This window comes from Burkholderia sp. HI2761 (assembly GCF_002223355.1).
In the GTDB taxonomy this organism is placed as follows: domain Bacteria; phylum Pseudomonadota; class Gammaproteobacteria; order Burkholderiales; family Burkholderiaceae; genus Burkholderia.
On the sequence record NZ_NKFN01000004.1, the window covers coordinates 1,123,551 to 1,146,613 of the forward strand.

Sequence of the window (23,063 nt, forward strand, 5' to 3'; positions counted from 1 at the left end):
TCAAAGTGCGGCGAAGTTCGGTTCTTCTGAGGCGGCGGCGCGCTGCCGGCGCGCAGGTGATGGCGCTGCGGTGCCGTTCATGCGGGCGTCGTAGTACTCGCGCGCGACGAGCGGCACGCCGGCGATGTTGACCGCGAACGGCCAGTGATTGCGCTCGAGCCAGCGCTTCATGCAGGCGTGGCTACGCGGCTTACAGCCGACCAGCTCGGCCAGCTCCGGCGTGGTGAGGTAGATGCTCATGGTTCGATCCTTCGAAATTCCACGACCCAGACCCAGGGGTTCGCGTCCCAGCCGTGCCCGCGCGCGGCGTTCAGGCTGTCCCACAGCTCATGAAAGGCTCGGATGCTCGGCGGCCGGAAGGCTCCGGCGCTGTAGCCGCGGATGTGATGGTCCTCGATCGTCACGCCTTCGGCGCGCGCATCGGGCTCGCTGATGCTGTGAAGGCGCTCGACGCGCACGCCGATCACTTCGAGCAGCGTGCGCGCGGCGGCGCGCGGCATGAAGATCGACGGGCGTCGCCACCACGCCGGCAGGACGCCGCCGCGCGCGGCGTTCGGCACTTCGCCGTCGAAGCGGTATTCGCGGCCGGTCTCGATCGTCATGTCGACGAAGTGCCACTCGTCGCGTTCCTTCTTCGCGCTGTAGCGCGTCTCCCACCGGCCGTATGCGATGTGCGTTTCACGCACCCAGAGCTGGTCGCCCGGCACGCCGTACGGGCAGCGTGTCGGCGCGCACCGCCATTCATGTGACGCGCGGGTGGGCGATTCAAGAACCCACGCGTTTCCGACAGCGCTGGCGGTCAGGCCGGCGAACTGGAGATTCAATCCGGGCCGCACGGTGCGCCAGTTCACCAAGCGGCGCGTCTGCGACTTCCGACCGGCGCGCGCGGCGGCCGACATCGGCTCGTTGAAGAGGATGGGGTGCTCAGTCATAGTCGAGCTCCTTCGTCTCGGCGAACGTTGTAGTCGCGAGACGCACCATTGCCCCGATGTTGGAGGACAACTTCCACGACGGGTACGTCGTCGCGAGCTGCGCCTGCAGCTTCTTCCACTCGCCGAGCGTCATCGTCATGGTCAGCGTCATCGGCACGTCGTCGGGCCGCTGGATCTTGAATTCGGATTTCATCGTGCCTCCGGGAATTCGTCATGCGTGCGGCCGTCGAGGTGGCGGCCGGCGGCGCGCTTGCCAAGGCGAACGGAATGCCTGCCGTCTGGCCATTCGTGGAGGGGCGAATGCACGGTGCCGAGCATATCGACGCCACGTTGATCGTGGTCGATCCACATACCCCATTGCTTGAACAGGAATGGCACGCCGGCGGCCGCGCATTGGTCGCGCAGCGAGCGGGCCCAGTTGGGATGCATCGGACGCGCGCCGGGGCCGCTTTCTCCGCCGGCGATGACCCAGTTGACGCCATAGATCAGCCACGGATCGATCGGTTGTCCGCCGCATCCGCATTCGTGCCCGCTGCAGCAGCGGGCTGGGCCATCGGGCCACAGCGTCGCGGGCCACAGCAGATCGATCGGCCCCAGCATCGGTTCGATCGACAGGAAGCGCACGCGCGCCGGCACTGTGAGCAGCTTCGGGATATCGCGGTCGGCCTCTTCCTGGTTCACGATCGTCGCGCCGATCCAGACGTTGTCGTGCAGGCGCGGCTTTTCGAGACGGTCGAGATCGAATTGATGCTGGGCGGCTTCGCTGACCATCGGCATGACGTTGCCGATCCGCTTCGTCAGCAGCAACCAGTCGAGGTTCGGCGTGCGCTCGATCAGGTCGAACAGGTCCGCGCGCCATGACGGGTCGACCGCGTTATCGAACACGTCCGCGAGCGAAGCGCAGAACACGCGCTGGCGGCGGCCGTGCGCGGCGAAGAAGTCGGCGTGCGCGGCTTCCCATGCGAGCGGCTTGCGCCAGTTCGCCGGCGACGTGCGGCGGCGCGGCGCACCGGGCCCCCAGTTCACGGCGGTGCCGCCGCCGTAGCGCGCGTTGCGCGACTCGGCGTAGCAGTGATCGCAGCCCGGGCCGACCTTCTGGCAGCCTTCCCACGGGTTGAACGTGTGGTCGCACCACTCGATTTTTGTGTTCTCGCTCATGGGCTGTTGTCCGCGCCACAGTTGGGGCAATCAAGGGAATAACGGTCAGCGTCTCGTAGGAAGCGGCCGCATCCCACGCAATTCACGCGGTCGGCGTGCAGCTTCCGAGGCTGGGTCAACGTGATTCCGGTCCCGGTGAGCGCCTCGTCGCGCTTGATGTGCTGGGCGTCGACGGCCGGCCGCCACTTCGAGTCGATGTAGTCCTTCGGCCACGGGATGTCGGTCGCGCGCTCGTTGTGGCGTGCCTGCGCCTCTTCCTGCGTGTACACGTGCGCTTTGCGCAGATCGGTCGTGTATCCGTTGCCGCCCTGAGCCCACCACAGAACGTCGTTGCCTACGAATGAGCGGCTGTCCTGAACATAGAAAAGAGGGCTCATATCTGGATGTCCACGTATTTCGTGATGAGGCGCGCTTCCTCGCTGTGGTGTCGGCGATAGATGATACGAATGCCGCCAGCGAGGTCGAGCGGCCGGCCGCGGCCGTTGTCGTCGTTGAGCTCGGCTTGGTGGTCGCAGCAGACCGAGCGCAGTGTGTCGGCGAGGCCGTGGGGATCGTTCAGCAGTCGATGCAGGAAGTCGTGGTTGATTTCAATGATGGTTCGGGTGCTCATGCGGCGAGGTCCTCGTCGTCGATATCCATGGGCTGCTGAAAAACGCGGCCGCGCTCGCCGGCCGGGATCGTCACGAGACCCGCGGCGGCGAGGAACGGATTGCGCTTCATGGCGTCGCGTGCCGCTCGAGCCGCTTCGGTTTTGATCGCTGCCGGGCATGGCACATCGGGCCCGGCGCCGACTGCCCAGACCGCGCGCCACTGAGCTCGCCCGGTGGGAGGAATCCAGTCGACGATATGCACTTCCGTGCGGTGAATCGTCAGGAGCTCGCTGACGCGTTGCTGCGACACGCCGCAGCGTTTCACCAGCTCGCGAACCGAGAGCTGCTCCCGCTCGAGAATGGCACGCATCCTGTCCCACGCCGGCGTCGCGCGCGACCTGTAGTCGCGCCGCGCCCGCTTGATCTTGAGCACCCTTGCGGCAAAGGTCTGGACAGACTTACGCGAATGACGCGGAAACGCGGCGTACAGAGCCTTGGCCCGGATGGGAGACGGATAGAGGCGGGCGAGCAGGCGCGCCTCGGCGGTCGTCCACAGGTTGTGTGTCGACGTCGACATGCTACGATTCCTCCGGATTTTTCCAGCGAGCACCAGATGAAGACGGTTTTCCTGATGCGTGGGTACGAGATGAACTGCACGCCACGCCCGACAGACGACGGCAAGTTCGCCGCGCAGGTCGAAGTGACGAAGGTGGGATTCAGCCGCGAGGCAGCATTCCGCTCGCTCGGTGAATTTGGCACCGAGTCCGCGGCCATCGCGTACGCGAAGAATTTCTCGGTCGAGTGGCTGAGCCGGTACGGATGATTGACATCATGAGCATTCGAGACTCACTTCTCCCCGAAATCCCTGACAGATTGCGTCAGTCGTTTGGCGTGTCAACGGCTGTGCATTTGTTTCACAAGGCTGCGAGAGAAGTAGTTGCCTTCAACGAATGTGACGACTACTTGCGCAGTGCAGATCACGCCTTCAATGCCTGTCTGTCAATCTGGCATCTTGTCGATTGGACATTCAAAAATGCGAATGAAGATGACAAGGAACGCCTAGCGGCCCAACTCGGGATGGAAATTGTCAAGCAATCCGATTTGGCTATTGCCGTGCAAAAGGCATGCTACGCGAATCGGATTTGCAGGGTCATGGCCACTGCGAGTAAGCACGTAGAAGTAGACAAATTTCCAGACGAAACGATCCAGACGTACGTCAACTTGTACGAACAAGTGATCGACGGTGACGAGAGGTACTTGTTCCGATGGGCCGTTTCGTTCGAGGGTGACGTGATCGAAGCGAGCAAGATGCTTGCGGATGCAATTTCATTTTGGGAACGACTGTTTCGGGAGATCGGTTGGATCGAAGGTGTGCTTGATCCAACACTGTAGAAAGCTTTAACGCGGACGATTTTGAGAGGCCGCTCGTCGCGCTTACCGGACTTTTACTCGTGGCTTTCTCCCGCGCATTCCTTATCGTCCGTTACCTCGGCGCGCGGCTCCGGCAACGTCAGTTCGCCGTGCTGGATCTTGATCGCGTGGTCGAGCGCATTGACGTGCTCGGTCGTGAGCGTCTGCGCACGGTCGGCTTCGATCACTGCACGCGCGGCCGCGATGACGCCGGCCGACGCATGCGGCTCCGGCTGGCTTGCCGATCGCGCGACCGCCGTTGAGCCATAGACCGTCACCGGCCCGGCGCGATGCCATGCAGGGTCACCGCGCGTGAAGATGGCGTCTTCCGCGGTCAGAGCGACTGCATAGCTTCCGTCATCATGTTCGTACAGAAGCGCGTCGGCGGGACCCGGATGGCTCGGATGGGCGGCGAGAGCTTCGCGCTCGATAGCACAGGCGAACTTGAGCGCCCAGTCGGGCGGGGTGGCCGACACAGCGCCGGAGGCGCGCCATGCCCTTCCGATCTGTTCTGCCGTCAGCATGTTGTCATTCGGCATGGTCGGCTCCTTGGAAAAGGACGCGGATTCGAGCGATGTGCTCCTGCCGATCGTCGCGTATGGAACTGCCGATGTAACCGATCGCGAGCTTCAGCGTGTCGACCAGATCGTCGGTCAGTCGCTCCCGAGCGTCTGACGGCGCGGGAGGCTGCGGAGCGGCATAGACGACACGCGCGAGCGCCGGATCGCTCTTGACGCGCTCGTAGTACTCCCGCGTCGTGTCGTGCCACGCGCCATTCTCGGTGAGGATCTGATAGATCGCCACCGATTCCACCGCCTGCGCGGTGGCGCTACGGTAAAGCGAATGTGCGTACGGACGCACTGACGAAGCCTCGGCGCCCCCATTCGCGAGCATGCGCTTCTTCTGCTCATCGGTGATTACGCGGCCGTCGTCGGTTTCCCATGCGCGGACACCTTCCGCCCTCGTCTCGTTGGCAGAGGCGCGGGCTTCGTCGCGTTCGTTGATGAGGTCGCTGACGATCTCGACCGGCGAATCGTTCCAGTGGTAGCCGGGCGCCATCCGCGCAATCTGTTCGAGCAGCGCGTAGCCGATGTTCGCCATGTCAGCGATGGTGTGCTGCGCGTCCGGCTCGAAGTCGAGATCATCGACGCTGAACGCCGCCCGCTCGCTCGCCGGCGCGGGTGCGGATGCGGCAGGAGCAAACGCACGCGCCTCGCGTTCGACCAGTTCAAGATCAACGTGGGCGATCCCGTGCAGGTGGTGCTGCATGGTCGGCGCTGCTGCGGGCTGCGCGACGCGGAAGCCGCCGAACGCGTGCGCGATGAACTCGGTCAGGATGAAACGGTCGTCGGCGTTCGGCTCGCGCGAATCATTGCTCTCGCCAACGATCTCGAACGTCTCGATCGCGGCGAGCGCGGTTTGCGCTGTGATCGGTCCGGGCCGCTCGACAGCGGCTACGGGGAATAGCGGCGCAGCATCTTTGACCGCGCGAATCCAGCGCTGCTGCGTGACTGAATCTGCCCCATTGAAGCAGCGCGGGTCACTTCCACAATATCCGAGGTTGCAATAGATGCGATGCGCGATTTTCCGCGCCGATTCGTCCATCAGCGCGTCAGCGCGGGTCATATCCGTGGTCATGGTCGAGTCCTTACGCGGTCGCCGCCATGGGCGTGAAGAGGGGAAGCCATTCATCGAGCACGGTGACCGCGTACGCACCGCGGCCCGGCTTCGATTCGACGTGCAGGCAGTCAACGACCCCGAGCGCGGCAGTTTCGGCGTCGGGGCGCACGGTGCGCCAATGCAGGTGCTTCACCGTTTTTCCGTCGAGGCACGCGACACGGCCGTCCCAATCCGCGAGTGCCGCTTCACAAGCCACCAGGAATGCCGCGGGGTCATGGTGTCCGCGCGCCCAGCACTGCATCTGGCAACTGTCGTCGGCGGCATAGTCGATCTCGACCTTGATCGACGCTACGTTCTCGCTCACTTTCGAACTCGTCTCATTGCCGACAGCGGCGCGCGCGTCGACAATGCCGTCGGCGACCGGGACAACCTCCGTAAAGGTACTGTCGGTACTGTCCAATTCCGGCCGCTGTTGCGCCGCCTCGCTCGCCTGTTCGGGAGCGGGGCCTTTTCCGTTGTGGGTGGTCATCTTTCGTCTCCAGATTCAAGCGCGCCCGTGTCGCGCCATGCATACGGTGCGCGCGGCTCCAAAGGGCCCGGCAGAGGCGAGTGCTTCGGCTTCGCCGACTGCTTCGCGCGGATTTGCTCGATCATGGCCGGTACGCCGATGCGCGCGAGTTCCGTCTCGCCAGCGGTGTGCATGCACAGGCCGTTCGCCAGGCACAGCGCGGCGAGCGTGACCATGACGCCGCCGACCTCCTGCGTCGGCTCGCCGACGGGCCGCGACCAGGTGTAATCGACCAGCGCGTGTGCTTCCTCGCGCGTCATGCCGCACGCCTGCACGAGCTCGCCGGCCTCCTCGAAGAACCGATGATTGCGCTCGAGCTTGTCCGCCGAGATCTCGGCGCCGAAGCACGCCAGCATCCACGGTTGCACGCGATGCTGGAAAGGTGCCGGCGCGGGAGGCTGCGCGCCCGCGTAAAGCATCGTTCCCGGCGCGAGTCTGGCGATGTCGCGATGGCGCCAGGCGATGCCATTGATGCCGCCTACGGCGCTGATGCGCGCCACCGGTTCCGCAGCGTCCGCGACGGCGCGCTCCCGTCGGCAGGAACCGTCCGTCCGCTTTTCGCAAGGGCTCACGCCGCTGCACATGCACGGCGTCGGCACACCAGCCAGCCGCGCGCGCAGCCACGTCGCGACGTCTTCGCCCTGCTGGCAACCGAACTCGCTGCAGATCCCGTGCAGCAGGTCGAGGTTGACGCGCACCGCGTTGTAGACCCAGCGGGCGATCGGGCGCAGCAGATCGCCGTCCTGCTGCGGCTCGATGGCGTCGAGCAGGTCGCGGACGATCTTGACACTCGCTGAACTGTCGTTCGTGAGTTCGTCAATGTTGTCGCCGCCATGTTCCGCGTCGTAGTGGTGGCGGATGAACTCGCGCAGCTGGTCGACGGTATAGCCGCCGTAGGTGTTGGTCGTCATTGTCGTCCTCACTTGACGGAGATATCCGGCACGATTACCGAAGGCTTGAATACGACCTTGTAGTGGTACGTGCTCGCCGGAGCGGGCTCGAGCTGCTCGATGAAGTACGTCACGTTGTTCGACAGTCCGAGGAAGTGCTTCTTGTATTCGTTCGGACCGGTCTTGCAGATGATCGCGAGCTTCGTGTCGGTGCTGGAGTTGTCCTTCGAGCAAAGGCCCTCGATGGTCAGCATGTACTCGCCAGTGAACCCGTTGTAGAACACGATGCGGCGATTGATCTGGAAGTTGTCGGCGGCCGCCGACAGGTTGTTGGATGCAACGTCGGCATCAGAGCACCCGGCAGTTGCCACGATGCTGCCAACCACGGCGGCAACGATCAGCGGCCGAGTGGAGGCGTTCGAGTGATGGGTCATGGTGTGAGCCTCGATGGTCATGCGAATAGGTCGTCCTGTTTTTTGCCGCTCGACTCCGCGAGGTGCGTAGGGCAGAAGTGGGTGTCGCCGCCAACCTGATGCGCGTGCACCGCGCACATGTGCCGATCGCACGTCTTACCCGGCTTCGTCTGGAAATCGCACTGGTAGCCACTCGGCGCGTTGCAGCCCTCGACCGAGCAGCGGTGCACACGCCGACGACCTCGTGTGCAGATGATCCCGGACATGCCGCCGGGAAAGCGAAACGGGGTGCAGGGCATCATGTGCCTCCGTCTTAGAAGGTCTGCGGCGCGACGGTCAGTGCGACCGCAACCGGCCGCACCCACACCGGTGTCGACGAAAGCCGGAACGTCTCGCCGGATTCGGCGAGCAGCAGCGTGGTGCCCATAACCTCGGCGATTGCCTGCGCGGCGTCCGGCGGCACGGCGTTGCCGATGCGCTCGCGCCACGCCTGGTCGGACAGGCCGTCGAGCTCGAGATATTCTTCCGGCTCGACGAGCGATTGCAGTACAGCCAGCTCGAGAGTGGTGAACGGCCGGTGCCACGTGCCATCAAGCGCGCGGATCACGGCGACGGTCTTCTCGTTCGGCGCGGGCATGCGCGGATCCGCGACTGACCAGCGCCCGTTATCGTGGCTGGCGGCGGCCGACACCGCGCCGCTGTGCTGATCCCATCCGACCACGCCGTAGTGGCCGCCGGTGAGGTATGCGTCGCCGCGCTCGCGGCGCATGCCCGGGCGCGGATCGGCTACGGCAAACGCACCTTGACCGCTATCGCTGCGCGCGATGACCGTGCCGGCGGCCTCGTCGAAGCCGGCAACGCGGTATTTGCCGGCGCCTTCGAAGCCGGTGCTCGCGCGCGGATCGGCGACACCGCCACCGCCCGATGCCTTGAACTCGCCCGTCACGGTTCCGGAATGGTCCTCCCACGACACGATCCGATACGCGTTCTTGTGATACTCGGCGGTGGGCCGCGGATCCTGCACGCACTGACCGGTACCGTGCGCGCTGGTGATTGCGCCGGCCGCATCGCGCCAGGGGACGATCCGGAATTCGTTGTTGTGCTTTGCCGGCCCCTGATGGCGTGGGTCCGCGACGCTGAAAGTGCCTTGCCCGGGCGATTTCTGACCGGTGATCGTGCCGGCGTGGTCGTTCCAGTGGAGTACGCCGTACTGCTGGTATTGCGCGGCGTCGGCCGGCCCGCGCGGGTCCGCTACCGAAAAAGTGCCATTGCCCGGGCGGCTCGCGCCGGCCACGACGCCGCACGGTTCCTCCCAGCGGTTCACGCCGAGCACGCCGTTGTGCATGTCCGGCACGATCAGGTAGTCGCGCAGTTGGCCGTTCTCGACCGCGAGCTTGTTCAGGCTGCGCCAGTCGCTTCCCGCCTCGACAAACGCCAGTCGCACCCAGGTTTTCCACTGCAGCGACGGTACGCGGTGCATCGGGCCGGCGGCCTCGACATCGCCCGGTAGCGGCATGCGGCCGAGCAGCGTGCCGACGCCTTGCAGACGCTTCACCGGCGGCTCGTACAGGCACGCCGGCACTTTCTCCATGTGCCGCGCGACGAGCAGGAACCGTTTGCGGCTCTGCGCGAGGCCGGCGATCACGCCGCAGTCGTGCGTCGTCTCGTTTTTGGCGTAGCCGTAGTGCTGAAAAAGCTGGCCGATCTGGTCCAGCAGGTGGCGGCCGCGCGTCGCGAGCCGGGGGACGTTTTCGAACACGATGAGTTCGACCGGGTCGTCCTTCCACGCTTCACACATCAGCCAGACGCAGCGCAGCGTGAGCTCGTTGAGCGCCTGGTATTTCGGCGTGCGGCTGAGCGTTTCCGACAGCAGCCCGGACGCACCCTTGCACGGCGACGAGATGAACACGCAGTGCGGATGCTGGTAGCCGGCGGCGCGGCGCACGTCGTCGGGCGTCGCTTCGCGCCAGCCCACGGGCGGCTCGACGCCGTGGAACGCGGTGTACTGCTCGCGCGTGAACAGGTCCATGACCGTGCACGGCGTGCCGACCAGCGTTTCAAAGTCGCGCGCGGCTGCCGGATCGTTGTCGATGCCGCCGATGCACCGCCATGTCGCGGTCATGTTGCCGACGCGCGAGGTTGCTTTCGTGAAGCCCTTCGCGCCGCCGCCGAGGCCGCAGCAGAAACCGAAGCTGTTGTATACGCGCTGATTGTCCATAGATGCCACAGAAGAAATCGGGAAAAAGAAGGGCGCCGAAATTCGGCGCCCCCTCAAGGCCGCGCAGTCCGAGGTAAGCCGCGCGGGATGCTCTGTCGTCTCAGCGAGGCATTCGCTGCGGCTCGGCGCGGCCGCGAGCGGCACGCTTCCACCATTGGTCGTCTGCGCCGGGCTTGTGTGCCGTGTACACGCGGCCCAACTGGCCCTTGTCGCGCAGAAACCCCCATTCCTTCGTGCGCCGCGCGCGGTGCGCGAAGATTGTCCAGCACTCGTGCACGCCGTGGTCGCGCGGCAGGATCACGCGATGGAACGAGTCGCCGATCAGTGCGTTGAACCAGCGCACGATCTTCGTGCCGGCACGCGTCTGTTCGTAGTACCAGCCGGCGAGGATCAGCGAGACGGCCCACGGCCAAGGGTGATCGTGAAGGCCGCGATCGGGATCGCTATCGACGAAGCGGTGCAGGTAGACGCGTACGCCGAGCAGCGTGAACAGGTAGTAGCGCTCGAGGTAGGGCCGGCCTGCGTCGCTGATGATTCGGCAGGGCAGTCGGCCGCTGATGATGAAGAGGAGGGCGCGAATCATGACTGCTCCTTCGCGAAGCTTTCGCGGATCGCTTGGATCCACTGCGTACGATCGTGAGCGCGCTTCACTTCATCCCGCTGCTGCTGTTCGCAACGCGTGACGGTTGCCTTCAGATCGGCAATCCATTCGGCGTGCCATGCCGCCGGCTCTTGCGGCAGCGGGGCACTATCGTATTCGAGGCAGCAGTCGAACTTGATGGATTCGACGATCTGGCTCTCCATGAACGCTTTGTAGTTGACGTGGTTCGGCGTGGGCGGTTGCCATGCGCGGACTTGCGCAAGCATCGCGTCGTACTTCGCGCGGAGCGCAGTGGCAGCGTCGATGCGTGCCTGGTACTCGACCATCCTGGCGTCGAACTGTCGCCGGTATTCGGTGACGACTTGGTCAGGCGTCCACGTGCTGATGCGTTCGAGCGTCGCGTGCACTTCTTCGAGACGCTTTTGGTAGTAGGTGTCCGGCTCGAAGCGTTCCGGGATCGGGGCGCGCGGATCGTCGCGGAGCGTGACGAGCGCGCCGAATGCGCGCGCACAGTCCCAAGCGTACTGCTCGAACGTGATGCCTTTCGCGATGTCGGCGGTGTATCCGGTGGGCATAGTGGTTCCTTCGTAGCGTGTCGGCGTCGCGGGTTACGCCTGTTCGGTCTTCGGCAGCTTGGCGTCGAGGCGTCGGATCAGCTTGACGACGTTCTCGGGGATGCGCATCGCGTGGCTGCCGTGTATGGCGGCGAATGCCGGCCGCAGCAGGTTACGATCGGTGTCGCTCAACTCGGCGTGTTCGAGGCGCGCGAGCGCGCGCCAGAGCGGGTCTTGCGTATCGGTAATCGGGGGAACTCCTGTTGAATGACAGTCACGACGCGATCGCAAGTAGCGACATCGAACCAGCCGATGTGACATTCCTCGTGGTTCGCGATGCCGAGCTGTCGGGCCAACCAGATGTAAGCATCGGTGCGCGTCATAGCGCCGGACTGCCAGATTGGGTTGAACGCGGTTTTCGCGCGTTTCCGCGCTTCACGGGTCGGCCCGTCGGCCAGCGTGCCGAGTGGGATGGCCGTGCCGGGGTGCAGGCCGACGTATGCCCGGCAGGAGCGACAGAGGAACGCCCACGGCCACTCGCCATACTCGCGTCCGTAGATCGCCGAGTTGTTCACGATATCGACGGGGCCGCCGTCGTACGGGCATGTCGTCGGAGCCGGCAGAGGATTCTTGACGCGAGCGGTCGCGCGCCGTGATGGATTCCACGGTGTCTTCGTCGTTTGCATGGTCAGATCGAAAAAACGGGCGCTGTGCGAGCCGCCCGAGTGCGCCGCGCAATCCGAGGCACGGAAGGCGCGCGGCGGTGCTGCTATCGGGGCATCCATTGGGTTCCGCGCACGATCCGGCCGACCGGCTCGAGCACGAGCACCTCGGATTCCTTTTCGCTGCGTACGAGCGCGCTGCCGCGCCGCTGAGCTTTCTCGAGCGATGCGTGGCGCCTCGGCTTGCAATACCTGCCGATCGTCACGAACAGTGGTGCGCGCGCGCCGACCGGGCCGAGCGTCAGCTCGTCGATGCGCGCCTCGAGCGTTGCCGCGTTCGCGCGCCAGGTGTCGGCCTTCAGCTGCGCGGCATCCCGCTCGGCGGTGAGGCGTTCGACTTCGGCGCGCAGATCCGCGATGACGCGCGGTGTGGTGTCGGCCGCGACGGCCGAAGGCGGCAGGCTGGCAATGGCCTCCGCGAGCGACAGAGCGGGGGCCGGCGCCGGCACGGCGTTGGCTGGCGGGACCGGCGCAACGCCGCGCGCGAGCCAGTACACATACTCGTTGCCGCCGCCCGCGCGCTTCTCGCGCTCGACGATCGCCTCGCCGAGCATCCGGTTCAGCTCCTTCGTCACGTCGAGTTGCGGGAGGCCGGTTCCGGTCGCGACCGCCTTCGCCGTGGCTTCCGACGTCGCGGCGAGATACTTCTCGATGTCCTCTCTCACGCTGCCTCCCGTATTGCGTGCTGTCCGGCCGGCGCGACCTGACCGCCTTCGACCCAGAATGCTTCGATCGCCTCCGGCAGGCCGCCGGGCGGCGTCTTCAGGCTCATGAACACGAGCGCCGTGTCGATCTGCTCGGTGTAGGCCAGGTCGTCGAGCCAGTAGAGCAGTCGGTCGCGCTCCGGGCCGACCAAGACGTCGGCGCGATCGAGCACGAGCAGCTTCAGGCCCGAGAAGTAGCTGATCGCCGCAGCGATGTGCGCGTCGACGCGCCAGCATTCCGATTCGGATAGCAGGGCGTAGGCGCGCCCGTCGGCGAAGATATCCATCTCCGGCGTGATCGTCACGTCGGCCCATTCGGACATCTCGGCGAGCGCGACGAGACGCTCGTTCATCGGCGTTAGCGCTTCGCTGAGCAGGTCGGCCGGGATGCCATTCGGCGCCAGCGCGTCGGCGATCGCCTCGTACGCGGCGACGTCGTCGTGCAGCGCCGCAGCCTGCTTTGCCAGATCGGCAGCGCCAGCAGCGCGGCGCTCGATCTCGCGAAGCGTCGCAATGTCGGTGTCCAGCTGCTTCCGGCGGCGCTGCAGGTCAGCCAGCTCCGACCGCGCGGCGTCGCCGCTCTCGCGCGCGGCGGCCGCGCCGCTGTTCTCCGCGTCGTCTTCGAGCGCACGCAGCTGCGTCGCGGCAGCGTCTGCCGCTTCCAGGTCGCGCTTGCGGTTCGCAACGGCGTTCTGCAGCGTCTTCAAACCCTGCTCGTACTCGGGAAGCTTCGCGGCCGCGTCAGCGTCGCGCGCGCCGACTGCGGCGGCCGCCGACAGCACGCCGTTGAGGTAGCGCAGGAGCGCGCCGCATTCCGGGCACGAACATTCGGTGCCGGCCGGCGCCGCGCCGGCGAGCACCCGAAGCGCTTCGACCTTGGGAAGAAATTCGGCGACCTGCTCGTCGGCGAGCTGCGCGAGCTCGACCGCCTTCGCATAACCGGCGGCGCGCGTGCGCAGGTCGGCGATTTTCGACGCTCGCGCACGTGCCGCGGTGTCCGCCGCGTCAGCTGCGCCGATCTGCTGCTGCAGTTCGCCGATCCGGTCGTCGAGCGCCGCGCGGTCGCCCGTGAGCTTCCGCAACGCTGCCTCGTCGAATTCGACCGGCGCCGGCCGCCAGGTCGCTCCCTTCTGGCTGCCGTACGTCTCGCCGGTCGCGTTGCGCCACGACTGCTTCGCGCCGCGCGCGCGGTCCGCCGCTTCCTTGTGCGCTGCCTCGAATCCTGCGCGCAACATCGGCGTGATGGCCGCGAGCCGCGCAGCGGCCGGCGCCGGCACTGCGTCGGCACGGAAACCGAGCTTGTCGAGCAGTCGAGCGCGCATTTCGTCGACGCCGATTTTCACGCCCATCAGGTCGTACAGGAACGACCGGCGCTCGGCCGCGCCGAGGTGAGCGAACCGCTGCGCGTCGAGCACCAGCGGAAGGCGGGGATCCTCGTCGAGCTCTCGCTTGAGCTTCCCGGACGGCAGCATGACGCTGTTCGCCTGCTCGCCGCACGCGACCACGATCTGGCCGCCGTCCGCCCCTTCGGTGACGAGCGAGCCGTATTCCTTCTTCAGCGCGACGCGCACCGTGTCGCCGGTGAGCGCCATGCGTACGGCTTCCTGCAGGCTGCTCTTGCCGGCGCCGTTCGGACCGGTGAAGAGGGCGACGGGCTTCGCGAGCCGCACGTCGGCCGCGCGGATCCCGAGAACGTTCGCGACATAGATGTCGGTGATTTTCACGCTGCTTCTCCTTGCGGGCCGCGCGGGCGCAGCACCGTGCGGCCGCCGTCCGAATCCATCGTGCTGACGACGCCCTTGGCTTCGAGCAGCTCGACCAGCCGCGCGGCGCGGTTGTAGCCGATCTTGAACTGGCGCTGGACGCTGGAAATCGTGACCTTCTGCTGCTCGATCACGAACGCCTCGACTTGGGTGTACAGCGGATCCTCGTTGCCGGAGGCGGCTTGTTCCTCGTACCACTCCTTCCAGCCCTTCACCCATGCGATGCACAGCTCGCCGGCCATCACGGGGCATTCGCTTTCGGGTTTTCCTTCGGCGGCCGCCTGCCGCCCAGCCTGATGCTGTTCGTCGAGCTGCGCCTGCGTCGGGCCGTCACCGAGCTTCGGCACTTCGCGGAACTCGGCGTCGACGACGTCGCTGTCGGGTTTGTCGCCGTCCATCCCGTCGCCGTCGTTGTCCGTGTACTCTTGGCCGAGGTCCAGACCGCGCTGATCCGATTCGCCGCGGATCTCGTCCATGCCGCCGGTGTGCTCGTCGGGGTTCGCGACAACGACCAGAACGGCTTTGCCGCTCGCTTCGTAGAGCTCGTGCAGGTTCGGCTGAGAGCCGCCGAATTTCACGACTGCCTTGACGCCGTCCTTGATCGTGATCTGGTCGAGATCACCTTGCACGACGATGCGACCGTCGCTCGCGATCAGATGCGTCGCCATCTTGACGTTGTGCTCGACGCGCGCACGCAGCCGGTCGATGACGTCGTTCTGCTTTTTCTGGGACAGCTTGACCCAGAGGTCAGGCATCAGCTTGATCTCGGTAACGAGCGCGGAGAGCAGGTCTCTGCCGATACTGTCGGCGGTCATCTGGAGGACGTTCTTGTCGGTCATGTCGAAATCCTTGGCGGCGGTTGGCGCGCGTTAGTCGGCGTTGATGGGGTTCCGCGGGCGGCGGCCCGCCGGCGTGGTCGTCTGAGCGGTTGTCTTGCCGCCGGCCGCCTGTTCAGCCGCGGCGGTGATGGCGCGCATGCGCGCCGAGGCGAGGGCGTTCAGTTCGGCCTTGGCAGTTTCGTCCGGCACACCGGCGATTGCGCTGCGCGCGAGGTCGAGGTCCTCGGGCGTCTTGGCGGACTCGATGTCCTCGCGGATGCCGAGCACCAGACCGCTCACGTCGAAGTCGAAGCCGCCTTGGTCGCCGTCATCGTCATCGCCCGGTTCACCCTGGTCGTCGACGGGGTCTGCGTGCGCGTCCGACGGCGGCGCGGCGTTTTCGCGCGATTCGGTGACGGGACCGGTTTGCGCCGGCGTGGCGCGCGAGACTTCCTCGGCCGGCTGCGCGCGGCCGGCGCGCAACTCGTCGAGCGTCGAGCGGTTGACCGAGTAACTGCCGTCTTCGTGCACGTCGACGATATCCGCCACTTCCTCGACGCTCGTCAGGCCCATCAGCAGCTCGGGCGCGTACAGCTTCCCGAAGAACGACGCGGTGCGATAGCGCAGCATGACCTCGTCCATCGTCTGCCACTTGCTGCCGTTCTTCGTGTACCAGCCTTCCTTGACGGCCATCTCGATCGACACGGCAGGCGATTCGATCCGCTCGCCAGTCTCTTTCTCGATGGCCCATGCCACGCAGACCTTGTCCGTGATCGGCACGCTGATCGTGCGCTTCTGGCGCTGGTTGTTCTCCCAGAACGTCTCGACGTAGTCGACGTTCTTCGCGCCCAGCACCTTGATGTCGAAGCGCAGCGGCGAGAAGCGGCCACAACCGTTCACCGCGGCGATGATCCACTGCGACGACCAGGACGGCCGGCCCTCGACGATGTACAGGTTCTGCATCACCATCAGCGGATCGGCGCCCATGCGCTGCGCCATGTTCAGCGCGACGACGGCGTTCGCGAGCGCATTCGGGTTGTCGCGCGATTCCTTCACGTTGCCGTACTTGTCGAGCTTCTCGATTACCTTGCGGTACGCGGCGGGCACGAGCGTCGACGAAGCGAGAAGGTTCGCCGCGCGCTGCATCAGCTCGAACGACTGCAGCGAGCCGAAGCCGGGGGCCACGGCGGGCATGTTGGCCTCGCGCGGCAGCGGCGAGCGGACGGATTCGAGAGTGGTGGGCGTGGACATGGATACCTCGGTTATTCATGGAATTGGCAGGTGCCGTAGCGCGGGCAGTACTTACGGTCACAGAGGAGAGATTTCGGATTGGGGAAGAAGCGACCAGAGCGGAACATGTCGGCGGCGAACTGGATCAGCCCCGGCGTTTCCTCGGTCCCGAGCATCACGCGCTTGGCGTTCTTGACCGGGGCGGTCGCGACCTCAGGCGTACCTTTCGTTTTCAGGCCGATGATCTCGGCGGTGTCGCCGATCTGCTCGCCGGTCGTGTGCTCGTACAGCAGCTCGTATGTCCCGATCTGCGGGCCGTGGCCCTTCGTGACAGCGACGCCCTGCGCGACAGCCTTCGATCCGCTCTTCAGGTCGGCGATGCCCGGGCCGAGCGCCGTGCGACGGACACGTGCGCGGTCCATCGTGCCGGTGAGGCGGACCACGATCCCACCGCCGCAGTCGATGTCGAGCGGCTTCGTTTCCATCTCGACCGCGACGAAGTCGTACCGCGGCGTGATCTCGAGGCAGTACTTCGTCGTGAGCGAGATGCCGATGCGCTCCGCTTCCTTCAGGCTGAGATCGTCGCTCGCCGGGTTGTACTCGTTCGATGGGTCGTGCAGCTTGTCGACGAATGCGCCGGCCGCGTCGTCGACGGTCAGGCCAGAGCCATCGAGCACGCTCTGGTCGTAAGCAGCCGTGCCTGCGTGGATCGCGGTGCCAAGCGCGGCGCGCAGACCGACGACGTTGCGCATCTTCAGGAGGTGGATTGCCTCCCACCGATAGGCGCATTCGAAAAGCGCCCCCCAGCTCGACGCGCGCACGGTATAGACCGACGGATTCATGCCGCACCCGCAGTTTCAGCGTCAACGTCCACGGCCGGTGCCGGCATTTTCTCGATGCACACGTAGGGGAAACGCTCGGGGAACGGCTTGATGTGCTTGTAGAAGTGCGAGCCAATCGAATCGGCGCCCTTGAGCGCGTCGAAGTTCGCCTGCGTGAACTCGGTGTAGTGATACAACGAAGTCGGCGCGCTGGTCTTCCGATCCTTGAAGCGCACCGCGAGCGTTTCGGATTCGGCGTCGTAGCCGATGCTGTGAATCTGCGACGATTCGACGGGCAGGGTATCGATAGTTTTCATCTCATGGTGCTCCAGGTGAATGGTGGGGGCGTGCGCCGACAGCGCACGAGCGAGCGACGCGCGCGCGAGAGAATCGGGAAACGCAGGGGGACGCTTCGCGGAGTGCGAGGGAGTGCTTCTTAGAGAATCCCGAAGTGCTTTGTGACGCTGTCGATGGCGACGGCGAGGAGCGCGACGGCAGCGAATATCGCCAGCGCGACCACACGAGCAGCGCGCGGGTGACGAATCTCGAAGCGCTCGGCGTGATCAGTGAAGCGGCTCATGCGGGCCTCACGACGAAGGCAGCCGCAGCCATGCCGTCCGCGTTGAGCCGGGCAAGCACGAATGTGCACACTGCGGCGATCGTGAGCGCAATGAGGTAACCGGCTATGGGATTCCATTCATAGATCCGGTCGAGCAGTGCGCCGAGGTAGTCGAAGGGCGTCATCCGAGGCTCCTCAAATACGGGCCGGCGAGGTGCGCGCCAAACCAGAGCGCGCCGATCGCGGCACCATAAGCCGCGGCCCAGACCGAGCCCTCGATCAGGTAGCGCAGGCGCTGGCCGCGCGCGGCGGCGCGCAGCAGTGCGTTGTCGGATGCCGGGCGGTGGAAATGAATGGCGCGCATCAACGAGTCCTCCGCAGGGTGCGCTCGGCGAACGTCGCGACGTTGTGCTTCGTGCGGTCGAGGATCTGTTGCGCGATCGTCTCGCTGCCGACCATCGCGATGCCGAGTGCTGCCTTGCTGATCAGCATTTCCATCACGTTCGCGAGCGCGTTCGGGTTGCCATACGCACCGGATTCACGCACGTAGTCGGCGATCAGCTTTTCAGCGAGGTCGCCGCATTGGGCGGGAGATTTGAGGTTGCTCATCGGTCGATTCCAGCGATGGTGATGTGGCGGACCGGATCCGACGCTGGCATGGGCGCGCGGAAGCCTGCCTTCGCGAGTGCGTCGTCGACAACGGCACGGATGCCGGACGTGAGCACGGTCTTCGAGGCGACCAAGTGCAGCGCGTCGATCAGGTGCGCCATCGGTTGAAGGTGCGCGTCGAGCGACCGATCGGCCGCGATCGAGCGCGCATAGGCGTCGGCCGAGGCGCTGTCGCCGGCGTCTGACGGCAGCTCGCCATACGCGAAGCTCGAATCAGCCCGCTCCTGCGCCAGTTCCTTCGCGCGCTGCAACCATGCTTGACCGACCGAATGTTTGTTCTCGTTCATGTCAGGCACCTCGCGCGACGAGCATGGTTTCGGCCTCACGCAATCTTTGGTCGTAGAGCTTGACGACCCCCTCGCGATCGAGCGGCTTACGCCAGTTCTTGCGCTGGAATGCCCGACATGTATGGAAACATCCGTTCATCAGTTCCTGAGACGGCGTTCGCGTGTCGAGTGGGCAGAGATGTCGATTCTCGAGGTACTTCGGGGTGTGCCGATGCTTCGTCTCGGGAAACAGCATGTCGATCGGTTTTACCCAATCGCCGGGTTCTTCGCTGCAGAGGCCCCACGTGCAGCCGCTCGATTTGAAGCCGGGCTCATCATCGTCGTGCGCCGCATATTCGCGACCGTCGACAATGCGCTGCCGAAAGCGCTTCAGCGCGGCGATGTAGCGTTCGTCCGACAGGTACAGTTTGTCGCGGTCGCTCATGCTGCACCTCGCGCGCGGAGCATGGCGTCCGCCAGGTCGTAGGCGTTTGCAGCGATCGCCTCGACTCCTTCAACCGTATCGATGGAATAGAGGTTTTGCTGAAGCGCCAAGCTTTCCATTGCTTTCGCGGCGAAGTAGTCGCGGAGCATCATGCCGTTCGCGCCTTGGTGCATGGTGTCGCCGTCTTTCGCAACGTATGTCTTCGTGGTCGACGGAAATGCCGGGCCGCCGTTGTTGACCTTGCTCATGTGGTCTCTCGGTGTGGTGTGATTGCCCGCAGGGCAGGCGCAGTTGATCAAGCCGCGGGATAAATCCCGTCGCGCATGTCGTTCTCGGTCTTGAGCTTCCAGAGATCGGCATCGCGATTCACCTCGACGCTGATCGTGCGGCGATCTTTCGGGTGACCGCTCGCGTCGCGATTGAACGGGTTCACGGTCTGTTCGAAGCTGCGAGTTTTTTGGCGGCGCTTGCCGGTGGCCGGATCGATCCAGCTAACAGTGCGTTTGGCGCCAATCCTTTCAAACGTGATGCGCATTGTCGTTCTCCTGTAGCGGGCCGGCTTGGTCACGCTACCTGCAAGGCGTTGATTCGCGAAAGCAGGCTCTCGACCTCGTTCCAATCGAGACGGCCGATAACGTCGTCGGTGATCTCAGTGCCGTACTCCAGGTCCCACTCATCACCATCGAATCGGACGACGGCGAGCTCCCACTGTCCGACGTCTCCGCCGTAGCTGAAATCGTGTTGCACAACGCTCGCTCCGAATCCGTTTTCGAAGCGGTAGAGTTTTTGCACTCCTCCATTCAGCGGCCGTTCCATGTGAGGCGTGAAGCTCATGTCTATCTCCTGATGAGATCGAAGTGGGTCAGTCGGTTCGCACGATGTGCAGCGCGCGTTTGCGGTGATCAGCGCAGCTACTCACGCCGGCGTTGCCCGGCCCGAGCTCTGCGCCGCACGACGAGCACGTCGTCATGGCGAAGCGCGGTGTCACGGCGGCAAGATCGGCGGCTGCAATGCGGCGCGCGATCTCGGCCTTGAGGACGTCCTGGCAGGTGTTCCAGACTTCGTACAGATCCTCGATGTGGCCGCGGCGCAGCGCGGCGTCGAGCACGGCGATCTGCTCGGCCGAGAACGGCAGCACGTCGAACGTGACGCGTTCGGCGATCGCTTCGTTTCGCTCGTCGCGTGCCAGCGCGGCATCGTCGGCAGCAGCCTGCAACTGATCAGCGCGTTGCTCGACGCGTGCCGCGAGAACGCGCAGATTGTGGTGGTGAGATCGAGGAGTGTGCATCGCGCTCTCCATTGAAAGTAGGATTGCTAACCAAATCGCAGTCTTGAATTGCATTGCCGCATGCGCAGCTCTCACTGGTGACGCCTCGGAAGAAGAACCGCCACCGGTCAGAACTGCATCACTCGCGCGCCCGGCTACTCCCGGCCGTGCCGGCTCCGGGCCGCGCGAGGTTTGTGCCGATTACAAAGCCATCGGTCACGTGGTGCTGGCTGTCTTGTGTCAGGTTCGCTCAAGCCTGCAAGCGGTAGCCGAACATCGGCCTAGCGCGCTGCGCCTGTCCTGACTCACGACGCTGATCGCGCCGGCCGGTTGCTCCGCTTGCGCGGTCCCGGCTTACCTTCGATTGTCTGCACGATGCCGGCATAGCTCCTGCCGGTCCGTCTAAAGAGCGATCCGCTTTCGCGGTGGCGCGGCATCGGTGTCGCGTTGGAATAGATAATCACATATGTGATTTGTCACAGTCAACACAAATGTGATTTTGGTGGGAAAAGTTTGTAACAAGGGGCGGTGAGGGGCGCGGAAACGCCCGCCCGTTAAGCGGTTGCTGACACCAGTTGAAAGGCACACGGATCTGGTACTAAACTACTGTACATTCATACAGTGTTCGATGCAGAGAGACGAGGGCGACTGATGAAACAAGAAGTGACGGGGCGTCTGCGATGCAAGCCTGGAGATCTGGCGATCGTGACGAAATGCGGGGTATCGGACCGGCTAGGGCTGCTGGTGCGGGTGGTCGAACGATGCTCGGACGGACAGCATGACTGGCTGGTAGAACTGCAGGGGCCAGGAGTTTGGGCCCGCGGCGCGGTATCGGGGAACGTTACTCTGCGGCGGCGGGCACTTTTGAATGACTGGAATTTGACGCCGATCAGCGGTGAGGCTCTTCCAGGCGAAACGGCTCGTCCGGATTCGGAAGCATCCGAAGCATCAGCGCAAATGTTTGTGCTGGCTCACCAGCTTTGTCGGCCTTGAGGATCGCGTCGATCAGAGCCTTCGCGCCTGCGCTTGCAGTGACCAGGGCAGAGTCGTAGCTTTCCGCGGCCTCCGTATCCGACATGGGTTTGCCTTTCCCCTCGGCGAGCCACAGTGCATTGACGCCGAGCGTGTCGGCAATTTGAGGAAGGCGGCGCGCGCTATTGCGCGTCCCCGCCTCCAAGTTCCCAATCGTCGATTGGGAAACGCCGGCCTTCGCGCCCAATTCCTCTTGGGATAGGCCGGCTCGGGCTCTCGCCCATTTAAGTCTGTCGGCTAGCGTGTACATATCACAATCGTAATAGAACGACCCATTCGATTTGTGTTGACCGGAACAAACACAAATGTGATACTGGGTCATGGACATCCAAAAAGCCGTCTCCGACCTTCTCGGTTCGGGGCTCACCCAATCCCAGCTGGCCGGTCTCATCCCGTGCTCGCAATCCCTCATTTCCGCGCTTCTCAGGGGAGCCCGGGGCTCGCGTGTTTCGTTTGCGATCGCCGATCGTGTGAGGGTCCTGCACGGAGAACGGTGTGCTCAGCCGGCGAAGGAGGAAGTGTGAGGAGTTGGGCTACTAGGAGTGCAGGGACGTTTGCCGCTTTTATCGGGGCTGAAGTGCCCGAACGACTGCCGACGCCTCGTCGGGTTCTCCCCGCGCCAGTGCTGCGAAAGCGGATAGCGTCCCGCCCAATCTCACCATGGATTCGTCCGTTGATTCGTTCAGGCGCTCCCCTTGAACGCGAAGTTCTTCAGCGACGGCGAGCCTCTGTTCCTGCGGCAGTGCAGTGCATAACGCGCGGAGAACCGCAGCCGTCAGGGTGAACGCGTCGTGACAGTAGTCCATGGGAGCCTCGATTCGAGAAGCGGGTTGACGTTGGGATGAACGATTTTGACATGACCGAGGGTTCCTCCTTCTGACCGCCGGCCAGGCACGTCCTGGCCGTTATTTCGCCCCGGCGCCAACCGGGTAAGCAAGTGGGTAATCAACTGGGTAACGATTGATTTTTCGTATGAACCAGACCGAATTCAGGATGTTCGCGCCGTGGGTGCAGGCCGCGACGCTGCCGGACGGGGAGATCGAGGCGATGAGCTTCGAGGACTGCCTCGCGCACGCGCTCGAGCTCGGGCTGCGGCGCTTCGATCGCAAGACACTCGCGCGCAACTGCGACATCCACTATCCGCACTTCGGCGACCTGGTCGCCGGGCGCCGGCCGTTCCCCGCGACGAAGCTGCACCTGTTCTGCATGTTCACCGGCTGCGATTACCCGCGGCAGTGGCTTGCTATCCAGGAGCGCAAGGCGATCGAGGAATACCGGCGGCTCAGCCAGCAGGCGATCGGCGAGTTCGTGCAGCAGGCGTTCGGCCAGCGGCAGGCGGCCGCATGACCTTGACGCTCAGCCACCGCGACGTCGGCAAGCTCTTCACCCGCAAGCTTGGGCGCCCCATGACCTATCTCGGCCTCGTCGAGGAAAAGCACCTTTTCATCTTCCGCGATCCCCCGCAGGACTACCTCGCGTTCCGTCCGGACCAGCTCTGGATGCTCGAGCGCGTGCGTCCCGAGGCGGCGCCGATCGACAACACGACGGAGGGCGGCCCGTGCTGACCGAACTGTTCGAGCGCGCGGCGTTCCGCGCAGGATGGCGCGCAGCGCGCGCCGGCGTTCCCTTCCACGAAAACCTGCTGCGCGGCGCGCTCGCGTGCTTTGCGCGGCAGTGGGGACGCGGCTGGGCTGCGGCGAACGACTGCCCGCGGCCGTACAGCTTCTACGACTGGGAGCAGGGCATCTGCGCGACGTCGGCTGAACCGTATCGGGACGCCGCATGAGCACGCCGACCACCTCGAATCCTCGAT

The 23,063-nt window shown here is 64.9% G+C and carries 39 protein-coding genes; 5 read left to right on the plus strand and 34 right to left on the minus strand.

The window, feature by feature from the left end:
- Genes CFB46_RS11860 through CFB46_RS11890 form a run of 7 tightly spaced genes read right to left on the minus strand, consistent with a single transcriptional unit; the run spans position 1 to position 3,257 of the window.
- Positions 1-240, minus strand: coding sequence for a DUF4224 domain-containing protein (locus CFB46_RS11860; protein WP_089500040.1), 240 nt, complete (start codon positions 238-240; stop codon positions 1-3).
- Complete coding sequence (locus CFB46_RS11865; protein WP_089500041.1) at positions 237-932, minus strand: hypothetical protein; 696 nt, start codon at positions 930-932, stop codon at positions 237-239. The genes CFB46_RS11860 and CFB46_RS11865 overlap by 4 nt, the downstream gene beginning before the upstream one ends.
- Positions 925-1,125, minus strand: coding sequence for a hypothetical protein (locus CFB46_RS11870; RefSeq protein ID WP_089436584.1), 201 nt, complete (start codon positions 1,123-1,125; stop codon positions 925-927). Before CFB46_RS11870 ends, CFB46_RS11865 begins: the two co-directional genes overlap by 8 nt.
- Positions 1,122-2,090 (minus strand): phage Gp37/Gp68 family protein, encoded by a 969-nt coding sequence (locus CFB46_RS11875; RefSeq protein WP_089500042.1) that lies wholly within the window; start codon positions 2,088-2,090, stop codon positions 1,122-1,124. Before CFB46_RS11875 ends, CFB46_RS11870 begins: the two co-directional genes overlap by 4 nt.
- Positions 2,087-2,467, minus strand: a complete 381-nt coding sequence (locus tag CFB46_RS11880; protein ID WP_089500043.1) for a hypothetical protein — start codon at positions 2,465-2,467, stop codon at positions 2,087-2,089. Before CFB46_RS11880 ends, CFB46_RS11875 begins: the two co-directional genes overlap by 4 nt.
- A complete protein-coding gene (locus tag CFB46_RS11885; protein ID WP_089500044.1) occupies positions 2,464-2,700 on the minus strand; it encodes a hypothetical protein in 237 nt (78 codons plus the stop codon). Before CFB46_RS11885 ends, CFB46_RS11880 begins: the two co-directional genes overlap by 4 nt.
- Positions 2,697-3,257: a hypothetical protein gene (locus CFB46_RS11890; RefSeq protein WP_089500045.1), complete on the minus strand. Its 561-nt coding sequence runs from the start codon at positions 3,255-3,257 to the stop codon at positions 2,697-2,699. Before CFB46_RS11890 ends, CFB46_RS11885 begins: the two co-directional genes overlap by 4 nt.
- A 36-nt stretch (positions 3,258-3,293) precedes the next feature.
- On the opposite strand from CFB46_RS11890, the gene CFB46_RS11895 reads away from it, so the two are divergent.
- Both CFB46_RS11895 and CFB46_RS11900 read left to right on the plus strand, forming a co-directional pair.
- Entirely contained in the window at positions 3,294-3,503 is a 210-nt protein-coding gene (locus CFB46_RS11895; protein WP_089500046.1) for a hypothetical protein, read from the plus strand.
- Positions 3,504-3,511: 8 nt separating this feature from the next.
- Positions 3,512-4,072, plus strand: a complete 561-nt coding sequence (locus tag CFB46_RS11900) for a hypothetical protein (RefSeq protein ID WP_143751612.1) — start codon at positions 3,512-3,514, stop codon at positions 4,070-4,072.
- A 53-nt stretch (positions 4,073-4,125) separates the two neighbouring features.
- On the opposite strand, the gene CFB46_RS11905 is transcribed toward CFB46_RS11900, so the two are convergent.
- From CFB46_RS11905 to CFB46_RS12025, 27 genes are all read right to left on the minus strand, one after another.
- Complete coding sequence (locus CFB46_RS11905) at positions 4,126-4,629, minus strand: hypothetical protein (RefSeq protein WP_089500048.1); 504 nt, start codon at positions 4,627-4,629, stop codon at positions 4,126-4,128.
- On the minus strand, positions 4,619-5,728 hold the full coding sequence (locus CFB46_RS36370; RefSeq protein ID WP_227789507.1) for a hypothetical protein: 1,110 nt from the start codon (positions 5,726-5,728) through the stop codon (positions 4,619-4,621). The genes CFB46_RS11905 and CFB46_RS36370 overlap by 11 nt, the downstream gene beginning before the upstream one ends.
- 10 nt (positions 5,729-5,738) lie before the next feature.
- Positions 5,739-6,239 carry a hypothetical protein gene (locus CFB46_RS11915; protein WP_089500049.1) on the minus strand — a complete coding sequence of 167 codons (501 nt, stop codon included), beginning with the start codon at positions 6,237-6,239 and terminating at the stop codon, positions 5,739-5,741.
- Positions 6,236-7,189, minus strand: coding sequence for a hypothetical protein (locus CFB46_RS36375; protein WP_227789506.1), 954 nt, complete (start codon positions 7,187-7,189; stop codon positions 6,236-6,238). The genes CFB46_RS11915 and CFB46_RS36375 overlap by 4 nt, the downstream gene beginning before the upstream one ends.
- An 8-nt stretch (positions 7,190-7,197) precedes the next feature.
- Entirely contained in the window at positions 7,198-7,623 is a 426-nt protein-coding gene (locus tag CFB46_RS11925; protein ID WP_227789505.1) for a hypothetical protein, read from the minus strand.
- Positions 7,624-7,894: 271 nt separating this feature from the next.
- The gene (locus tag CFB46_RS11935; protein ID WP_089500051.1) at positions 7,895-9,799 is read right to left on the minus strand and encodes a DNA cytosine methyltransferase; all 1,905 of its coding nucleotides are present in this window, start codon (positions 9,797-9,799) and stop codon (positions 7,895-7,897) included.
- Positions 9,800-9,899: 100 nt separating this feature from the next.
- On the minus strand, positions 9,900-10,382 hold the full coding sequence (locus CFB46_RS11940; protein WP_089500052.1) for a hypothetical protein: 483 nt from the start codon (positions 10,380-10,382) through the stop codon (positions 9,900-9,902).
- Positions 10,379-10,975, minus strand: a complete 597-nt coding sequence (locus tag CFB46_RS11945; RefSeq protein ID WP_089500053.1) for a hypothetical protein — start codon at positions 10,973-10,975, stop codon at positions 10,379-10,381. The genes CFB46_RS11940 and CFB46_RS11945 overlap by 4 nt, the downstream gene beginning before the upstream one ends.
- Before the next feature lie 33 nt (positions 10,976-11,008).
- Positions 11,009-11,146 carry a hypothetical protein gene (locus CFB46_RS11950; RefSeq protein WP_227789504.1) on the minus strand — a complete coding sequence of 46 codons (138 nt, stop codon included), beginning with the start codon at positions 11,144-11,146 and terminating at the stop codon, positions 11,009-11,011.
- Positions 11,143-11,640 (minus strand): zinc-finger-containing protein, encoded by a 498-nt coding sequence (locus tag CFB46_RS11955; RefSeq protein WP_089500054.1) that lies wholly within the window; start codon positions 11,638-11,640, stop codon positions 11,143-11,145. The genes CFB46_RS11950 and CFB46_RS11955 overlap by 4 nt, the downstream gene beginning before the upstream one ends.
- Before the next feature lie 83 nt (positions 11,641-11,723).
- The gene (locus tag CFB46_RS11960; protein WP_089500055.1) at positions 11,724-12,341 is read right to left on the minus strand and encodes a 1-pyrroline-5-carboxylate dehydrogenase; all 618 of its coding nucleotides are present in this window, start codon (positions 12,339-12,341) and stop codon (positions 11,724-11,726) included.
- Complete coding sequence (locus CFB46_RS11965) at positions 12,338-14,104, minus strand: AAA family ATPase (RefSeq protein WP_089500056.1); 1,767 nt, start codon at positions 14,102-14,104, stop codon at positions 12,338-12,340. Before CFB46_RS11965 ends, CFB46_RS11960 begins: the two co-directional genes overlap by 4 nt.
- Positions 14,101-14,982 (minus strand): DNA translocase FtsK, encoded by an 882-nt coding sequence (locus CFB46_RS11970; RefSeq protein ID WP_089500057.1) that lies wholly within the window; start codon positions 14,980-14,982, stop codon positions 14,101-14,103. Before CFB46_RS11970 ends, CFB46_RS11965 begins: the two co-directional genes overlap by 4 nt.
- 30 nt (positions 14,983-15,012) lie before the next feature.
- Positions 15,013-16,212 (minus strand): hypothetical protein, encoded by a 1,200-nt coding sequence (locus tag CFB46_RS11975; RefSeq protein WP_089500058.1) that lies wholly within the window; start codon positions 16,210-16,212, stop codon positions 15,013-15,015.
- Positions 16,213-16,223: 11 nt separating this feature from the next.
- Entirely contained in the window at positions 16,224-17,033 is an 810-nt protein-coding gene (locus CFB46_RS11980; protein WP_089500059.1) for a RecB family exonuclease, read from the minus strand.
- Positions 17,030-17,329: a KTSC domain-containing protein gene (locus CFB46_RS11985; RefSeq protein ID WP_089500060.1), complete on the minus strand. Its 300-nt coding sequence runs from the start codon at positions 17,327-17,329 to the stop codon at positions 17,030-17,032. Before CFB46_RS11985 ends, CFB46_RS11980 begins: the two co-directional genes overlap by 4 nt.
- Positions 17,330-17,448: 119 nt before the next feature.
- Positions 17,449-17,592, minus strand: a complete 144-nt coding sequence (locus tag CFB46_RS35870; protein WP_179235060.1) for a hypothetical protein — start codon at positions 17,590-17,592, stop codon at positions 17,449-17,451.
- Positions 17,589-17,756, minus strand: coding sequence for a hypothetical protein (locus CFB46_RS35875; protein ID WP_179235061.1), 168 nt, complete (start codon positions 17,754-17,756; stop codon positions 17,589-17,591). The genes CFB46_RS35870 and CFB46_RS35875 overlap by 4 nt, the downstream gene beginning before the upstream one ends.
- Positions 17,753-17,935 carry a hypothetical protein gene (locus CFB46_RS11990; RefSeq protein ID WP_089500061.1) on the minus strand — a complete coding sequence of 61 codons (183 nt, stop codon included), beginning with the start codon at positions 17,933-17,935 and terminating at the stop codon, positions 17,753-17,755. Before CFB46_RS11990 ends, CFB46_RS35875 begins: the two co-directional genes overlap by 4 nt.
- Positions 17,935-18,180, minus strand: a complete 246-nt coding sequence (locus CFB46_RS11995; protein WP_089500062.1) for a hypothetical protein — start codon at positions 18,178-18,180, stop codon at positions 17,935-17,937. Before CFB46_RS11995 ends, CFB46_RS11990 begins: the two co-directional genes overlap by 1 nt.
- Entirely contained in the window at positions 18,177-18,527 is a 351-nt protein-coding gene (locus tag CFB46_RS12000; protein ID WP_089500063.1) for a hypothetical protein, read from the minus strand. Before CFB46_RS12000 ends, CFB46_RS11995 begins: the two co-directional genes overlap by 4 nt.
- Before the next feature lies 1 nt (position 18,528).
- Positions 18,529-18,951 carry a hypothetical protein gene (locus CFB46_RS12005; protein ID WP_089500064.1) on the minus strand — a complete coding sequence of 141 codons (423 nt, stop codon included), beginning with the start codon at positions 18,949-18,951 and terminating at the stop codon, positions 18,529-18,531.
- Positions 18,948-19,199 (minus strand): hypothetical protein, encoded by a 252-nt coding sequence (locus CFB46_RS12010; RefSeq protein WP_089500065.1) that lies wholly within the window; start codon positions 19,197-19,199, stop codon positions 18,948-18,950. The genes CFB46_RS12005 and CFB46_RS12010 overlap by 4 nt, the downstream gene beginning before the upstream one ends.
- 47 nt (positions 19,200-19,246) lie before the next feature.
- Positions 19,247-19,486 carry a hypothetical protein gene (locus CFB46_RS35220; protein ID WP_143751613.1) on the minus strand — a complete coding sequence of 80 codons (240 nt, stop codon included), beginning with the start codon at positions 19,484-19,486 and terminating at the stop codon, positions 19,247-19,249.
- A gap of 29 nt (positions 19,487-19,515) precedes the next feature.
- Positions 19,516-19,785 carry a hypothetical protein gene (locus CFB46_RS12015; RefSeq protein ID WP_089500066.1) on the minus strand — a complete coding sequence of 90 codons (270 nt, stop codon included), beginning with the start codon at positions 19,783-19,785 and terminating at the stop codon, positions 19,516-19,518.
- A 28-nt stretch (positions 19,786-19,813) separates the two neighbouring features.
- Positions 19,814-20,293, minus strand: a complete 480-nt coding sequence (locus CFB46_RS12020) for a hypothetical protein (RefSeq protein WP_227789503.1) — start codon at positions 20,291-20,293, stop codon at positions 19,814-19,816.
- Positions 20,294-21,107: 814 nt separating this feature from the next.
- Positions 21,108-21,578, minus strand: coding sequence for a helix-turn-helix domain-containing protein (locus CFB46_RS12025; protein ID WP_227789502.1), 471 nt, complete (start codon positions 21,576-21,578; stop codon positions 21,108-21,110).
- 644 nt (positions 21,579-22,222) lie between these two features.
- On the opposite strand from CFB46_RS12025, the gene CFB46_RS12040 reads away from it, so the two are divergent.
- From CFB46_RS12040 to CFB46_RS12050, 3 genes are read left to right on the plus strand one after another with little or no spacing between them, the layout of a single operon-like run.
- Positions 22,223-22,597, plus strand: coding sequence for a hypothetical protein (locus CFB46_RS12040; protein ID WP_069224154.1), 375 nt, complete (start codon positions 22,223-22,225; stop codon positions 22,595-22,597).
- Positions 22,594-22,815 (plus strand): hypothetical protein, encoded by a 222-nt coding sequence (locus CFB46_RS12045; protein WP_179235062.1) that lies wholly within the window; start codon positions 22,594-22,596, stop codon positions 22,813-22,815. The genes CFB46_RS12040 and CFB46_RS12045 overlap by 4 nt, the downstream gene beginning before the upstream one ends.
- The gene (locus CFB46_RS12050) at positions 22,809-23,036 is read left to right on the plus strand and encodes a hypothetical protein (RefSeq protein WP_089500070.1); all 228 of its coding nucleotides are present in this window, start codon (positions 22,809-22,811) and stop codon (positions 23,034-23,036) included. Before CFB46_RS12045 ends, CFB46_RS12050 begins: the two co-directional genes overlap by 7 nt.
- Positions 23,037-23,063: the final 27 nt, after the last annotated feature.

Excerpts from the sequence above, each read along its gene's own strand:
- CFB46_RS11860 (WP_089500040.1), bottom strand. The coding sequence starts at position 240 with ATGAGCATCTACCTCACCACGCCGGAGCTGGCCGAGCTGGTCGGCTGT.
- CFB46_RS11865 (WP_089500041.1), bottom strand. The coding sequence starts at position 932 with ATGACTGAGCACCCCATCCTCTTCAACGAGCCGATGTCGGCCGCCGCG.
- CFB46_RS11870 (WP_089436584.1), bottom strand. The coding sequence starts at position 1,125 with ATGAAATCCGAATTCAAGATCCAGCGGCCCGACGACGTGCCGATGACG.
- CFB46_RS11875 (WP_089500042.1), bottom strand. The coding sequence starts at position 2,090 with ATGAGCGAGAACACAAAAATCGAGTGGTGCGACCACACGTTCAACCCG.
- CFB46_RS11880 (WP_089500043.1), bottom strand. The coding sequence starts at position 2,467 with ATGAGCCCTCTTTTCTATGTTCAGGACAGCCGCTCATTCGTAGGCAAC.
- CFB46_RS11885 (WP_089500044.1), bottom strand. The coding sequence starts at position 2,700 with ATGAGCACCCGAACCATCATTGAAATCAACCACGACTTCCTGCATCGA.
- CFB46_RS11890 (WP_089500045.1), bottom strand. The coding sequence starts at position 3,257 with ATGTCGACGTCGACACACAACCTGTGGACGACCGCCGAGGCGCGCCTG.
- CFB46_RS11895 (WP_089500046.1), top strand. The coding sequence starts at position 3,294 with ATGAAGACGGTTTTCCTGATGCGTGGGTACGAGATGAACTGCACGCCA.
- CFB46_RS11900 (WP_143751612.1), top strand. The coding sequence starts at position 3,512 with ATGAGCATTCGAGACTCACTTCTCCCCGAAATCCCTGACAGATTGCGT.
- CFB46_RS11905 (WP_089500048.1), bottom strand. The coding sequence starts at position 4,629 with ATGCCGAATGACAACATGCTGACGGCAGAACAGATCGGAAGGGCATGG.
- CFB46_RS36370 (WP_227789507.1), bottom strand. The coding sequence starts at position 5,728 with ATGACCACGGATATGACCCGCGCTGACGCGCTGATGGACGAATCGGCG.
- CFB46_RS11915 (WP_089500049.1), bottom strand. The coding sequence starts at position 6,239 with ATGACCACCCACAACGGAAAAGGCCCCGCTCCCGAACAGGCGAGCGAG.
- CFB46_RS36375 (WP_227789506.1), bottom strand. The coding sequence starts at position 7,189 with ATGACGACCAACACCTACGGCGGCTATACCGTCGACCAGCTGCGCGAG.
- CFB46_RS11925 (WP_227789505.1), bottom strand. The coding sequence starts at position 7,623 with ATGACCATCGAGGCTCACACCATGACCCATCACTCGAACGCCTCCACT.
- CFB46_RS11935 (WP_089500051.1), bottom strand. The coding sequence starts at position 9,799 with ATGGACAATCAGCGCGTATACAACAGCTTCGGTTTCTGCTGCGGCCTC.
- CFB46_RS11940 (WP_089500052.1), bottom strand. The coding sequence starts at position 10,382 with ATGATTCGCGCCCTCCTCTTCATCATCAGCGGCCGACTGCCCTGCCGA.
- CFB46_RS11945 (WP_089500053.1), bottom strand. The coding sequence starts at position 10,975 with ATGCCCACCGGATACACCGCCGACATCGCGAAAGGCATCACGTTCGAG.
- CFB46_RS11955 (WP_089500054.1), bottom strand. The coding sequence starts at position 11,640 with ATGCAAACGACGAAGACACCGTGGAATCCATCACGGCGCGCGACCGCT.
- CFB46_RS11970 (WP_089500057.1), bottom strand. The coding sequence starts at position 14,982 with ATGACCGACAAGAACGTCCTCCAGATGACCGCCGACAGTATCGGCAGA.
- CFB46_RS11975 (WP_089500058.1), bottom strand. The coding sequence starts at position 16,212 with ATGTCCACGCCCACCACTCTCGAATCCGTCCGCTCGCCGCTGCCGCGC.
- CFB46_RS11980 (WP_089500059.1), bottom strand. The coding sequence starts at position 17,033 with ATGAATCCGTCGGTCTATACCGTGCGCGCGTCGAGCTGGGGGGCGCTT.
- CFB46_RS11985 (WP_089500060.1), bottom strand. The coding sequence starts at position 17,329 with ATGAAAACTATCGATACCCTGCCCGTCGAATCGTCGCAGATTCACAGC.
- CFB46_RS35870 (WP_179235060.1), bottom strand. The coding sequence starts at position 17,592 with ATGAGCCGCTTCACTGATCACGCCGAGCGCTTCGAGATTCGTCACCCG.
- CFB46_RS35875 (WP_179235061.1), bottom strand. The coding sequence starts at position 17,756 with ATGACGCCCTTCGACTACCTCGGCGCACTGCTCGACCGGATCTATGAA.
- CFB46_RS11990 (WP_089500061.1), bottom strand. The coding sequence starts at position 17,935 with ATGCGCGCCATTCATTTCCACCGCCCGGCATCCGACAACGCACTGCTG.
- CFB46_RS11995 (WP_089500062.1), bottom strand. The coding sequence starts at position 18,180 with ATGAGCAACCTCAAATCTCCCGCCCAATGCGGCGACCTCGCTGAAAAG.
- CFB46_RS12000 (WP_089500063.1), bottom strand. The coding sequence starts at position 18,527 with ATGAACGAGAACAAACATTCGGTCGGTCAAGCATGGTTGCAGCGCGCG.
- CFB46_RS12005 (WP_089500064.1), bottom strand. The coding sequence starts at position 18,951 with ATGAGCGACCGCGACAAACTGTACCTGTCGGACGAACGCTACATCGCC.
- CFB46_RS12010 (WP_089500065.1), bottom strand. The coding sequence starts at position 19,199 with ATGAGCAAGGTCAACAACGGCGGCCCGGCATTTCCGTCGACCACGAAG.
- CFB46_RS35220 (WP_143751613.1), bottom strand. The coding sequence starts at position 19,486 with ATGCGCATCACGTTTGAAAGGATTGGCGCCAAACGCACTGTTAGCTGG.
- CFB46_RS12015 (WP_089500066.1), bottom strand. The coding sequence starts at position 19,785 with ATGAGCTTCACGCCTCACATGGAACGGCCGCTGAATGGAGGAGTGCAA.
- CFB46_RS12020 (WP_227789503.1), bottom strand. The coding sequence starts at position 20,293 with ATGCAATTCAAGACTGCGATTTGGTTAGCAATCCTACTTTCAATGGAG.
- CFB46_RS12025 (WP_227789502.1), bottom strand. The coding sequence starts at position 21,578 with ATGTCCATGACCCAGTATCACATTTGTGTTTGTTCCGGTCAACACAAA.
- CFB46_RS12040 (WP_069224154.1), top strand. The coding sequence starts at position 22,223 with ATGAACCAGACCGAATTCAGGATGTTCGCGCCGTGGGTGCAGGCCGCG.
- CFB46_RS12045 (WP_179235062.1), top strand. The coding sequence starts at position 22,594 with ATGACCTTGACGCTCAGCCACCGCGACGTCGGCAAGCTCTTCACCCGC.